The sequence below is a fragment of the Anoxybacter fermentans genome (assembly GCF_003991135.1).
In the GTDB taxonomy this organism is placed as follows: Bacteria; Bacillota; Halanaerobiia; order DY22613; family DY22613; genus Anoxybacter; species Anoxybacter fermentans.
Map to the genome: position 1 here is coordinate 778806 of NZ_CP016379.1, position 14161 is coordinate 792966.

At 35.3% G+C, this 14161-nt stretch carries 12 protein-coding genes; all 12 read left to right on the forward strand.

The annotated features are described in order from the left end of the window. Window positions 1-10: 10 nt before the first annotated feature. The gene (locus BBF96_RS03530; RefSeq protein ID WP_127015865.1) at window positions 11-235 is read left to right on the forward strand and encodes a hypothetical protein; all 225 of its coding nucleotides are present in this window, start codon (window positions 11-13) and stop codon (window positions 233-235) included. A 21-nt stretch (window positions 236-256) separates the two neighbouring features. After that, window positions 257-5617 (forward strand): LamG-like jellyroll fold domain-containing protein, encoded by a 5361-nt coding sequence (locus BBF96_RS03535; protein WP_127015866.1) that lies wholly within the window; start codon window positions 257-259, stop codon window positions 5615-5617. A gap of 4 nt (window positions 5618-5621) precedes the next feature. Further along, on the forward strand, window positions 5622-6779 hold the full coding sequence (locus tag BBF96_RS03540; protein WP_127015867.1) for a hypothetical protein: 1158 nt from the start codon (window positions 5622-5624) through the stop codon (window positions 6777-6779). Window positions 6780-6829: 50 nt separating this feature from the next. Beyond that, a complete protein-coding gene (locus tag BBF96_RS03545; RefSeq protein WP_127015868.1) occupies window positions 6830-8215 on the forward strand; it encodes a radical SAM protein in 1386 nt (461 codons plus the stop codon). Then, a complete protein-coding gene (locus BBF96_RS03550) occupies window positions 8215-9069 on the forward strand; it encodes a DUF483 domain-containing protein (protein ID WP_164730883.1) in 855 nt (284 codons plus the stop codon). Before BBF96_RS03545 ends, BBF96_RS03550 begins: the two co-directional genes overlap by 1 nt. Before the next feature lie 101 nt (window positions 9070-9170). Beyond that, window positions 9171-9611 (forward strand): phage holin family protein, encoded by a 441-nt coding sequence (locus BBF96_RS03555; protein ID WP_127015870.1) that lies wholly within the window; start codon window positions 9171-9173, stop codon window positions 9609-9611. Between the two features lie 10 nt (window positions 9612-9621). Further along, window positions 9622-10173, forward strand: a complete 552-nt coding sequence (locus BBF96_RS03560) for an N-acetylmuramoyl-L-alanine amidase family protein (protein WP_127015871.1) — start codon at window positions 9622-9624, stop codon at window positions 10171-10173. A 29-nt stretch (window positions 10174-10202) separates the two neighbouring features. Next, window positions 10203-10634, forward strand: coding sequence for a hypothetical protein (locus BBF96_RS03565; protein ID WP_127015872.1), 432 nt, complete (start codon window positions 10203-10205; stop codon window positions 10632-10634). Between the two features lie 156 nt (window positions 10635-10790). Further along, complete coding sequence (locus tag BBF96_RS17120) at window positions 10791-10925, forward strand: hypothetical protein (protein WP_257792007.1); 135 nt, start codon at window positions 10791-10793, stop codon at window positions 10923-10925. Window positions 10926-11136: 211 nt separating this feature from the next. Next, window positions 11137-11346, forward strand: a complete 210-nt coding sequence (locus tag BBF96_RS03570; protein WP_127015873.1) for a helix-turn-helix domain-containing protein — start codon at window positions 11137-11139, stop codon at window positions 11344-11346. A 1252-nt stretch (window positions 11347-12598) separates the two neighbouring features. After that, the gene (locus BBF96_RS03575) at window positions 12599-13570 is read left to right on the forward strand and encodes a tetratricopeptide repeat protein (protein WP_127015874.1); all 972 of its coding nucleotides are present in this window, start codon (window positions 12599-12601) and stop codon (window positions 13568-13570) included. Beyond that, entirely contained in the window at window positions 13567-13707 is a 141-nt protein-coding gene (locus BBF96_RS16355) for a hypothetical protein (RefSeq protein ID WP_164730884.1), read from the forward strand. The genes BBF96_RS03575 and BBF96_RS16355 overlap by 4 nt, the downstream gene beginning before the upstream one ends. Window positions 13708-14161: the final 454 nt, after the last annotated feature.

Here is a 14161-nt window from a genome sequence, read left to right on the forward strand (position 1 = left end):
AGGGGTAAACATGCTATATAAATTCTTAGTGCATTTAACCAGCGGTGAGCAAAAAGAGGTGATCGCAGAAAATTTTATGCCGGCCAATGGATCCAAGGTATACTTCAAAATAGGGCAGCGTTATATAGCCATGTATAAGGAAGAACAAATAGACAAAATAGATTTTTTGGGAGAATATATTCCTGAAACTACAACAGAAACCACGACAGAAACAACAGTGGATCCTCAGGTATAAAATAAATTGGAGGTACTGGCGATGGGGCAAAGATTAACTATTATTGAAGATTTTCAACAGGGTACCCTCAATAATGTCATTAACTCAGCAGGTACGCTTAAACTTGTGCAATTAACAAATGCATTCCCGCACAGTCAGTCTTTTGAAGACTGTGCGGGTGAGCATATTGGAGATATTAATAATTCAAATGCTGTTAAAACAGATATTGGTGGAGGGTGGCAAGTAGCTACTCATTATAATACAACTACCATTAGAGTAGAAACCGACGGTGGCTATCATGGAACTAAACGATTAGCTTTCATCCATGATGGCTCTTCTGGCTGGAAGGGTGCAGTTTCAGGCGCCCTTAGCGTTATAGCAGGTAAATGGTACAGGGTATCTGTCAGAGCAAGAGCTAATATGAAATCCAGTCAGGTGTTTAGTGAAGGATATGCCTTTTATGTGTATGGTGTATATTCTGTAAAATTCAGTTGGAATGTCAAACCTACAGACAACCCGGGAAAATGGGTGACTGGTGTTGCGATTTTTCAAGCACCAGATAATTATACAGGATATATGTATCTTTATGGTTTAACTGATGGAGAAAATGGATTGATTTTAGAATATGATGCTGTTATGTGGGAAGAATTTGATGCTGATCCCACTAATCAACCTTTTGGATTCACTGTTAATACCGGTTACCCAATTGAAGGAGGAGAGCGGATTTCTCCAGTTGTAGACATTTCAGCAGTCGGCATAGCGCAAAAATCTAGATGTAAACAAACTGCTGCCATTCCCACAGACACTAATATCGAATTATATAGTTCATTGGATGATGGGAAAACCTGGCAAGGTGTTGTACCGGGTTGGAATCCATTAGCATCAAGAATAGGCCTTAAATTTGATGGTGTTGACGATTATGTCTATATTCCAAGCCAATCTTATCTAGCTTTGACAGGTGACGAACCTGAGACCGTTGAAATGAGGGTAAAGCCAAATGACAAAGCAAGCAACTATTTCCTTTTTCAGGCAAACACATGGAGCAGGCGTATGGCGTGGAGTGGCTATAAGTTTTATGTGCTTGTTACTGACATTGATGGCACGTTACATCAATTAGTGACCCCAAATAATTATGCACCAAACAATGTATACCATATAACTTATACATTTGACGAAAATTATGTATTATCTGTGTATGTAAATGGTGAACTGGCTGTTCAAAAAACAATAGGTAAACCCTTAAAACCTGCTGACAGTTATTGGTGGTTTGGCAGCGCTAGAGCAGGTAGTGATACTTGTTATTTCGATGGTACGATTTATGAAGCAAGATTTTGGAGAGGTATCGCGCGCACTCAAGCAGAAATTCAAGCGGATATGGATAAACACCTTACCGGCGATGAAACAGGTTTAATAGGATATTGGACATTCAATACCGGTGAGGGTAGTACAGTTAAAGATCGTGTGTACAGAGGAAATTATTATCGCGCAGACGGAACTATTTATGGCGCGCAGTGGGATGTTGAAAAAATATCCGGGTATGTAGTAGGTCAACAATTATTACTTAAACAGAAACTATTAACTGATGATCCTTCTAATACACCCCAATTGCAATCATTAGAAACGATTATTACGCCAGCAAATGCATTAGTTGTTACAGATTCATTTAAAAGTAATTGTAAAGACTTTAGTTTAAGAAATGAGCATAACATTGACGTTTATAATGTTACCAAAGCTGCCTATATCACTCAATATATTGATCTAACCAGCCTGGATATTAGATGCGAAGAAACTGGCATATTTGGGCATTCTTCAGCAAATACATTAACATTTGATATTGAACTTTCACCAACTGATGATATTTCTACAATTATACAAGAGGGAGATGTTATCAGGGTAGAAGAGACTTTTAATAATGAACAAATTACAATTTTTGTAGGCTATGCAGATAACCCACCTGTAGAATATAACAATCTCAAACATAGATTTCGAATAGAAGCATATGATTACATTAAACGAGGCATACAATATATATTCCAGGACCATGAAGTAAAAACCAATTGGTATTTATGTAATAATGACGCACCTGATCAATCTTTGGCACACTATTTAGGCACTTTAATGGGCTTTAGCTATAATGATATGTTATTCGAAGACATTACTGATGCAAACGGTAATTATATTACAATCCCATATGCCCACTTAGAGCGTGGTAAAAATGTTTTAGCAGAATTTTCTACTTTGGTACAAAGCGTTTGTGGAAAGTTGTTTGTAAATCATGATGGAGTATTAGTTTTAACTTCGCCATTCAATGAAGAAGATTTTTACGATATTAATGTAACCTTCGACGATAACATTTTAGGAAAAATAGAAGTAAAATCAATTCCAGCTACAAATGATGAAGTACGTGTAATATATGATACATTTCATATAGCTGAGAGGCAAGTTTGCTGGATGCTATATGATAAAACCAGTTATGACGAAATAAATGATAAAGCTAATATGTTGTTACCCGCTGGAGAAACAAGCGCATGGATAAAGATCCAGCTAGTAACGCCAATATGTCTTAACCTTGAAGGAGCTGCACCGGAAATAGTGGTAGAAGACGCTAATGGTAATGATATGAGTGCTTATTTCCAATATGATCTTGAATTGGACATGACCGGTGGTAAAGTTCGATTTTATAACTTACACAGTACCGAAGATCTATACATTCAAAAATTCAAAATATATGGCCAACCGTTAGAAAAATTATCCGGCAATGAATATATTTACTCTGAAGCAACTACTCCCAACAATCCATTAGAAATTAAAAACAAATTCATTCAAACTGATAGTTTAGCTGAAGCAGTAGCGAAATATACTTACCACATGACTTGCAAAGACAGAAAACTATATAAGTTTAAAACGTGCTATGCACCTTATTTAGCTTTAACTAATAAAGTTAAAATTCAAAAACGAGACATTAATACAGAAGCAGTAGTAACAAGATACACTCATGCAGTCCAAGATAACTATTTAGTTACAAAGGTTGAATTGTTGGAGTTTATACCGTATGAGGGTTTTCCTGGCAATTTGACCGCTATACAAACAGCCCCTAACATTAAAGACGATAAAACTGAATTTACTTTCAGTAAGATGGAAAATGACGGTATATTTCCAGAGGGATTGCCGGTACCACAACCAACGGGTGTAGTCGGAATTGGTTCTTTTAAGCATATTTTTATTGAATGGAATCCGGTAGATAGAAGGGATCTATTGGGATATAACATTTATGTTGATGATGGTAATAGCTATAAACAATATTTTACGAAGGCAACGTTCTGCAGCATAGAGGCGGAAAGTGGTGTTACATATAATGTTCAAGTAACAGCAGTTACTCTGGCCGGTGAAAGTACCAAAACTACAGCAATTCAGGTTACAACAGCCAGTGGGGTAGATTGGTCAGAAGTCGTAAACGCTGCAGTTAATACGAATGATATTGTAGATAGGGCTATTTCTACGGTTAAAATTGCTCTTGATGCAATTACCAGCGACGAGATAGCAAATAGTGTAGTACAAACTGCTCATTTAATTAACCAAGCGGTTACTGCCACTAAGATTGCTTTATTAGCTGTGCAAACTTCTCACATAGAAAATCTGGCTGTAGATACAGCAAAAATCAATGATTTAGCTGTTACTACTGGTAAATTAGTTGATTTAGCAGTACAATCAGCCAAAATTAACGATCTTGCAGTTATTTCGACAAAGATAGCAGACCTGGCTGTGGCGACTGCAAAAATAGCAGATTTAGCTGTTACTAATGCTAAAATTGCTTCTCTGGCCGTTGCTGAAACAAACATTCAGGATGGCAGCATTACTAACGCAAAAATCGCAAATGCAGCTGTGGATAATGCCAAAATTGCTAATGCAGCTGTGGACAGCGCAAAAATTGCTAATGCGTCGATTACCAGCGCACATATTCAAAACCTGGCTGTGCAGGATGCACACATTCAGGATTTGAACGGTAGTAAGATACATGCCAAATCAATCACAGCAGAGCAGATACGAGCAGGTGAATTTTTACCAATAGCAAAACCAGAAGGTGCTCATCTCTGGCATTTTGATCGCTCGTTAATATCTACCGATGGTATTAGGCCGGAAGGTACACCAATTGCTACATTGCGACTAAACGAAGGAAAATTTGGAGGAGCGGTAGCAGTAGAAGAGGGAACGGAAAATTTATTGGCGACTGTTGGTGGAGGAGCTGCTCAAGATTGGAGTAAATGGTCGCATTGGAATAGCAGTTACTGGGGGAAAACTGAACAGTATGATGATGAAAAATGGGGTAAGGTTTTCAAAGGCACAAAGGATGGAGCAAGTTCATCTAGTACTTATATTTACGACTATTATCCTTATTCTTATGCAGTAGGAGATGTATTAACATTTTCTTGCTATATGAGGGTTAATAAAGATATAACCAAAACTATAGATTTTTATGTCAATTCAAGTGCTGGAGGTCAACATCATGTAGCGACTCCGGATTCTAAAGTAATAACTTTCAAAGCTGGAGAGTGGCAATATATTACGTGGACTTCTGGGCCTGTAACTGAGACCGTAAATGGAACAGGTGGATTTGGTCTTGCCATGGGTTCTGGCTGGGAAGGATATGTAGTGGAAATAGCTTATCCCCAGCTCGAGAAAAAACCTTTTGCTACTTCTTTTGTAAATGGCACAAGAGCAAGCGGGGACTTGGCTTATTCAGCAGATATAATTGATGTAAACAAAACTACGTGGCATTTTGTATGGATACCAGAACAGTCTTTAGATAGTATGGTAGACCAAGCGAGTTATCCTAAAATATTATCAGTAGGAGAATATTATAAAAACAACTCATTTGTATTATGGTTTTACGACAAATACATTGCTTTGTATATTAAAGGTTCGACTGCCTATCACTGGTCTGCTGCTCCTTCTTGGATTCCTCCTGCTGGTTGGTATCAACCGTATAACAAATACACCTTTGATGTACAAATAGAAAACGGTAATCATTTTAAGGTATATTTAGATGGGGAATTAATTATTGAAACTACTATAACTGACAGCTTTACAGGTGTGGCCGGCAACAAATGGTGGGTAGGTGATAATACTACCAGCAGTGCTGCTAATGCTCTATTTGATGAATTAATGGTATCGAACGAAATACACACAGCTGAAGAAATCAAAGCATGGTGCGAATCGCAAGCACCATTTTTTGATAACGAATCAGTAGTTAGTGGTGGTAGTACTATAATTGATGCTAATGGTTTTAGAGCTTATGATGGTAATGGATTATTAATGATAGAACTTAATTCGCAAAAAGGTACAGGATTTTTTAAAGGGTCGATAGAGGCTGAGGAATTTATTCTACCGATAAGGTCGGTGTAGTACTATGAATAGTCAGCAAGGTAAAATCTGGATAGACGGTAGTTATTTATGTATATGGAGGTATGGCGAAGCTAATTATTATAAAATTCTGGGGGAGATTGCGGGAAATGACCCGAATACTCCCCCGGGTACTCTTTATTTAGAAGTCGGGCGAATTGTTTATCACGATACAAGTTACAATAAACGCATTATTAGAGTTAAGCAGAATACAAGCTATCCTACAAGTAGGCAGGATGGAAGCCTGGCTATAGACCCTGTTAATTATTTATGGTTTGCTTGGCAGGGATATAAGTATGAAGTAACACATGAGGATGCTAGTCATAGTGATATGAACCTTCATGATGATATAGCTGCTAGAAGTTCTAGTTACCATTCTGATATTAGTTATTCAGACCATGATGACCATGAGGATTCTGCTCATAATGACTGGAATGATTACACTGATGAGTACATCAATTGGAGCGATTATACAGATGACCCTCCTCACCAAGATTGGTCAGATTGGAATGACTATAATAACTGGAGTGATTACATTGATGATTACGGTAATTGGGCAGATAATGTTTTACATCAAGATTGGAACGATTACACTGATGAATATATAAATTATTCTGACCACAATGATACAGTTCATAGTGATTGGAGTGATTATAACGATGTAACTCATAGTGATTGGAGTAACCATAATGACCTTTATTGGAGTGATTTTGGTTTTGATGACCATACTGACTGGTCAGACTATAATAATACAGCTCATACCGATTGGTCTGACTATAATGATACTCATAGTGATTGGAGTAACCACTCTGACGGATATGCTTCGCCAGTATGGAGTGACCATAATGATGTTCCACATAGTGATTCACATACTGACCAATGGTATTCGCCAGCATGGAGTGACCATAATGATGTAACAGGAGTAAATTGGTCCGACCATACTGATGTACATGAAGATGATTGGTCTAATCATACTGATAGTTATGCATATCCACCTTATAATGACCACTATGATACTGCTCATACAGATTATAGTGACCATAGTGATAGAGACCATAGTAACCATAGTGATTATTCAGACTCTCCACATTATGATTATACAGACCATTTAAATGCTTCCCATGCAGACAATCCTATACCGGCTCCTTATACAGATAATAGCTAATATAAGTTTTTAAATTTATTTAGAAGTATAATAAGGGAGGTTTAATAAAGATGAGTTTAAGTATTAAAGTAACAAATACTGTATGTCAAGCTGGATGTGAGTATTGTTATGAGATTCCTTTAAGAGAAAATGGAAGAGGAGTTAGGCCTTTTGATTTGGATGCTATTATGAATGAGATGGAATATGAATGGAAAAAAACTAGTTTAGGTCAATCCGGTCAAATTTACCTTCACGGTGGAGAAGCATTGACTGCAGGACATGAAGTAGTAGAAAAACTGCTGAGGAAAGCTTATGAATTGAGCGGAAGTTCAAGTATTCAGACATATGGATATTTAATTGATGATAGATATATTAAGATATTTAAGAAGTATAAAACTTCTGTTGGAATTAGTATTGACGGTCCATATCCATTAAACGAGTTGAGAAAAGTTCCAGGCCAAAATACAGAAGAAATTACAAAAAAAGTACATGAAAACATTAAAAAGTTGAAGGATAATGGAATTAGTGTAGGAATGATAGTCGTTCTTCATAAAAAGAATGCAGTAGGAGATAGATTAAATAGATTAAAAGAATGGATAATAGAACTTCGAGATAAATATGGAGTTGATGGCGGTAGGCTTAATATGATGGTAGGAATTCATCCACAAGCAAAGAAATATGAATTAACTCCAGAAGAAGCTAAAATAGCGTGGACTGAATTGGCCAAGTTAGTTCTTGTTGAAGAAGATGAATTACATTGGCAGCCTTTCCATGATATTGTATCTAATTTACTTGGACTAGAACAAGGCACTTGTACATTTAATGCATGTCAGTATTACCATGCTCATACTGAACCGGTAATATTCTCTGATGGTAAAACAGGTACTTGCTTAAAAACTTGTGGAAAAGACGGGCATGTTTATCCTAGGTATCTTGATTATAAATGGTATGACGATTCTCAAAAAAGGTTTGGACTTATTAGATATGATATTTTACCCAAAATTCCACAAGAAGATGGTGGATGTAAAGGCTGTAAATACTGGAGAAATTGTTTGGGAGGTTGCCCATCAGCAGGAATTGATAATGACTGGAGAAATAAAACCAGATTTTGTGAAGCATTGAAAGGTTTATTTGAGTTAGTAGAAAAACATCTTAAACGTCTTATGCCTAATATTGTCCTCTCTACAGATAAGGAGGTTACATTTCTTTCTAAATATGGTATAACTGGAATGCAACCTAAAGCTTTTGTATATATGGACTATGACACAGCAAAACGTCCCAGCTCCTGGAGAAGGGAAGCTAAAGAATCTAAAAAAGAGAATCATATGCAGATTAGAGTTCCAATAAAAGGTTTAAACGGAGATGGATGTAAGCAGTTTACCTCACCCATAGAACATTTGGACGGACATATTAGACATTTGGATAGTAATTATCATGATTTAAAGGGGGAGTTATGATGATTAAAATGGATGCTAAGAAAGATTTTGTGGTAGGGTTGGATGTTCCACCTACTGCGGAAATAATTTGGAATGACCCAGATGCTGAAGAAGAGTGGGGTAGTATTGTTGAACGAGCAAAAACTTTGCATTATAGATTAGAGTATGAAATGGTAAAGCATAAAAAGAGAAAGTGTGCTACACTTCATATAAGTCCACGTAATTATGATAAGGATATAGAAAGGATTTTATCTGATGGTTTAGTATGGTTACCTATTCAAAGAACTAAGTCTTATACCGGATTTAGTCATAAACATTTTCCGGTAGATGAACTTGATATGAATTCTAATGTTTATGGAGTTTTAGCTAGAAATCTGGAAGATGCTGAAGATTTCCGAGCCCATAGTATGCAGAAAAAAGTAAATCATAAAGGAATAGGTAAATTGTTAGGCTTTCCAAAATGTTGTAGTGGATTTTTTGTAGAAGAATGGAGTAATGGATTTTACGACCCTGTGTATCAATCCGCATTAAAATCAAAGAATGTAAAAGAAATTGGAGAAAGACATATAAAAATTAGACCTCATATAGCAACTCATCAAATGATGAGATATGTAGGATTTAGGTTAACTTCTCATTTTCCTTGCAGTTTGGATTGTAAAGATAGTATAGAAATAGGGAAAGTATGGTATGATTTAGCTAAGAAAATTGACCCTCAAGGATTAAGAGCTTTGGAGAGGATTCTTACTTTACCTGGAAGATGGGAAGTTCTACATGGAGTAGCTGTAGTAGTTACTGAACCATTTACGATTATAGCCAATAGTATTCCTACCAAAGAAAAATGGGTAGTAGAGTGGGATGAAGTAGATACTTATTAGGTAGGTGGTTGTTTCTCTTTATGACTCCCAACGGGAGGTTTTTTTATATCTAAGAGATTTAGGTAGTGTCAAAAAATCTATGAGAAAAGGATTCAGAAAGGATGATCAAAATGTCAATACAAGAGATAATGGACAGTATCAAAAAAGTACTTGAAGCCCCATTGTTCAAAGGGGTTTTTTCTTTTGTCGGATTGGTTTTAACTAAACTCTTTGGAAAGCCTGACACTGCTTTACAAGCATTCATTATGCTTCTGATTCTTGATTTAATAACAGGTTTTATTAAGGCATTTTTATCCGGAAGTGCAAGGTCTTTTATCTCCCACGAAAAAGGTCGGAAAAAATATTTAGGTTATGCTGTGGTACTTTCAGTTTGTCATCTTCTTGATATGGCAGCTGTCCCAGGTTTACGTAATGTGGCTCTATTCTGGGGAAGTGCTACAGAAACCTATAGTATCTTAGAAAATATGGAAGAGATGGGTGTGCCTATGCCTGAATTCATTAAACAACAATTAAACAATACCAAAAAAAAGTACAAGCTTTGAGGTGATCGGAATGAAAAGAATAATTTGTATTGATCCAGGCCATGGAGAACCGTGGCCTGGTGCTGTTTTCGGAGATATAAAAGAGAGTGAATTCTGTCTCGATGTAGGTAATTTTCTATCAAGAGAACTACAGAGACGGGGACATATTGTAGTACAAACAAGGTACACATCATCTGCGATCGTCCCCGGGAGGCTAACAGAAGACCTTACAAGGCGTGCTGAAATTGCTAACCAGATCGAAGCTGATATTTTCCTTTCACTGCATTTCAACTCTCACCCAAACCATGAGGCAAACGGCGTAGAAACCTGGTATTTCAAGCACTCGACTAAAGGTAGATATTTGGCAGAATTGATTCAAAATCAACTTATTAAGAAATTTAAGATGCGTAACCGCGGGATAAAAGGTTCCCGCGGTTTAATTGTTTTGAAAAAAACCCTGATGCCTGCTGTACTGATTGAACTGGGATTTATTACTAATCCGAGAGATAGAAATATTATGACTGCATCTGTTTATCCAGAAAGGGTTGCCTGTGCAATTGCTGATGGAGTAGAAATTTTTTAAAAAAAATATAAGAAAGGATGAGTATCATAATGGTAAATGAGTTTGTTGGAACTTTCTTTGACTGGTTATGGGGAATTTCTCCAGGTGTAGTGTTGGTGTTTTTGGCTGTGGCTATTTGTGTTGCTATTTGGGGGAAGCGTCTGGTATTCTTGCTATTCAAGAATACCATTGGGCGCAAATATGCCCTACAGGCGGTTAGAGCAGCTGAAAAAATGGTAATATTGCTTGGGAAAGAAAAATGGATGTTGGCTTTGGAGTATCTGAATGTCAAGCTTAAAAGGAAATTTGGTATTTCTGTTCCAAAGTATGTTTTGGAAAAATGGGTCGATTGGGCATACAAAAAGATGCTTCAAAATGGAGAAGAAATCAAGGCTAGTGTTGTTCTGGGAGTGCCAAAAGATCAGTTTAGATTATTTAAGGAAGGAGATAGTTTTAGAATTAAATATTCGAAAGAATTTTAAAAAAATAACCCCCACTTTCCTGGTCGGTATGGCCAGGGAGTGGGGGTTTTATTTTTTCTCTGCAATATGTTTTTAAAAAAAAAGAAAAAATTTTTATTTATTACTTGACATATGTCTAGTCATATGTTATAATAAAAATAGAAAGGAGGTGCAATAATGGGCTGGTTGCAGATTTTAATTCAAATTGTAACACTTGTCGTATTAATATTAACAGTAATCGAAAAAGCACAGAACATAGCAAAAAATAATAGGGAGCGTAAATCCCCAAGATACCCTAGATTGAAGAAGTAAACGCTCCCAAGGGGAGGAGAAATCCTCCCCACCCTAAATACATTATAGCACATCCAGCCCGAAAAATCTATGAGAAAAGATTTTCTTTTTAAACTTTCGATGGTTTTAGTGACTTTGGTCTTCGCGATGAATAAAAATTGGACTTTAGCAATTTTTACAGGAATATTAGCTGTAGTATTAATAGTTGTTGATATTATTAGGAGGTGAGACAATGTTTGCTAATGATCAAGAATATGAACAGTTTTTAAAAGAAAATGTGCTCAGTACTAAAGATGCAGCTGATTTTTTGGGAATCACCAGGAAGGGTATTAGTTATTTAGTCAAAGAAGGGAAGCTGCGTCCTTTCAAGGATCAGGACCGTGTACGTCTGTTCTCCAGGAGAGAGGTAGAAAGATATAAAAAAGAACGTGATGGTGTTTAAGCCACCTTTCAGGGTGGTTTTTGGGTAGAAGGTTTTCATTAAAAATAAAGAAAAAACCACGCCTGTTTTCGGGCGTGGTTTTGAATTGGAGGTCTGATACCTTAACAATTATTTAGATAACTGATTATTCAACTTTATAATAACATTTTTAAGTTAATAATGCAACTTATTTTCTGGACAAAAGAAAAAAATAATCAAAAAAGAGGATAATGATTTTTTATGTAGAAAATACAATATATTAGTTTTTTGTAAATCTCAGATTTTTGTGCAGAAAATCGATTTGCGAAACTGAGAGCTTTAAATTGGCTTTTTGGCTGGTCAAGAATGGCGAAATGACGCGGTTTGTTCAGACTACCAACTGCGGTTGCAACCTAGACTCCGTTAGCTAGGAGACTGAAACCGAGGCTTGTCATCTATTCTAAGATATGCTTTCATTTTTGTGTTGCAATCTAGACTCCGTTAGCTAGGAGACTGAAAGTTCGCAGCATAATGACCCAACTTCATAAGAAAAACCTCCGTTGCAATCTAGACTCCGTTAGCTAGGAGACTGAAACCCTGCAAATTCAAATTGCGGATGATTACTTAATAAATTCCAATTCTTAAGTTGCAACCTAGACTCCGTTAGCTAGGAGACTTCAAATAAAGGACCAAGCTAACAACCTATGTCCCGGATCATAAGATCCAGGATTTTTTATTTTTAAAAAGAAAAATCCCGGGTGCTATTATACCTGGGTTTATCACAAGTTGTTGACCTTATACTTTTGTCAACACTTGACAGTACCCATCAAAATGAGTGTGGTTTTCTTATAAAAAAATTTAATCCCCACTCTCCTGGCAGAAGGGTGGGGATTTTTTAATTGATTTTTAAAGCAACTATGAATTTTCAGAACTCAAAAAATTTGATAACAACATACCATTTTTAGTTGAAGTCAGCTTTAGGGGAATGGTGACTTTTGCTTTCAATCATAGAGCTGTACAAAGGAAGAGTTAAGACGTTGAGTTCAATTTTATTTATTTTAATTTTATTAAGGAAAGTCAATGTTTTTATAATATATTAAATGCCCAAAATGCCAGAAAAAAGAAGATACAACAAAGCAATTTATATAGATAATAAATAGTAAAATAATGAAATTTATTATTGTGAATTGACGATTTTTTTGATATAATAAAAATTGTAACCTAAGTAAAAATACGTATTAAATCAAATAGGTAGTGTCAAAAGATCAATAAAAAAATATTTGGAGGTGTTAGTATGGAAAATATTGAACCTTATTTGGAAAAAGCTAAACAAGGATTAAAAGAAGGAAATTATAGAAACTTTATGGAAAATATATCTATTGCAAAGTATTTAACTAAATTTCATTCAAAAAATAAACAGGAGGTTTTTTATCTCTATATTAAGGGATTATACAAATTAAATGATTATAAAGCTGCAATTCAGGTACTTAGTGAAGCTTTTCCGATGTTTGAGGGTGAGACAAAGTATGATTTACTTAATCTGAAAGGTTTAATTCTGGGAAGATTAGGAGACTATAAAGATTCAATTCAAATCTTTGAAGAGTTAGCAAAATTAGATGAATATTTGAGCATAAAAATTAAAGCGATAAATAATTTAGCATGGGCTTATCTATATTTATTCAAAGTTGAATCTGACCCATCATTCTTGATCTTAGCTGCAAAAAGATGTAATGAAGCTATTAAAAAATTTGATTTGTTTGATGATAATATTTTAAAGAAAAAAATATTAGTGAATTTAGGGACAGCCTATTGGTTTCAGAAAAAATTTGATCAAGCTCTTGAAACATTTTTTGAAGCTCAAAAATTTATGCAGGATGACCCTAAATTATTTAATAATATTGCTTCTACTTTTGCTAGATTAGGCAACCAAGAAAAAGCTATGGAATATTTGAAAAAAGCGGAGCTTCTTGCTGATAAGATGAATAATTTATTTGAAAAAGCACAATCATATAGAATTTTGGCAGAGTTAGCTGAATTTAATCAGGATTATATGCAAGCAGTTGACTATTATTTGGTAGCATATGATCTATATACCTCTATTCAAGCTTTTCGAGAAAGTTTGGAGTGTCAGGATGAAATAGATCGTTTAACATACTTGATTAAACAGGAATCAAGAGAAATTATGAAGGAAAGTTGGAGAAAAAAGAAAACAAATGGTTTCGATAAAGAAATTCACTTTACATATAAAAAGGGGGAATCAAGATGAAAAAAATTGCGACAATTTTGTTAATTTCGATTTTGTTATTTTCTATGTCCAATTTTGTTTTAGCTGGTGATTTAAGTTTAACTTCAAATGAGCAATTATTTGTGTTGCAAACCCCATCTCCAGATCCTGCTGATTAATTTTTGACAATACGAAATTTAAAAAGGAAGTTATATTATGAAAAAATTATTATATTTTTACTAATTTTTATTTTAACAGGCACTCTTTCCTTTCAAGTCTTAGCCAATGATTTGCAAACAATAAGTTATAATGATGTGGCTGTAACTACTGATGGTCCTTCTCCTGCTCCTAGTGAAGGGTGGTAGAAATGTGATAGAAATATAGAAACTTAAATTATAGCAAAATAATTTTTTAAAGATTTTGCAAATAAGGTATTGTTTTTTCCAAGACCTCTGAATTAATTTTACAGAGGTTTTTTTATTAAAAAAGTCTTTCCATGTTTTAGGTAAGTAAGAAAGCCTTTCAGTGAATATGAGCGGTTGTTAACTTCCGAGGACTGGAAGTTGGGATTTCCTGGCGATAGACTTTATGAATAAAAATTGGACTTTAGCGATTTTTACTGGAATATTAGCT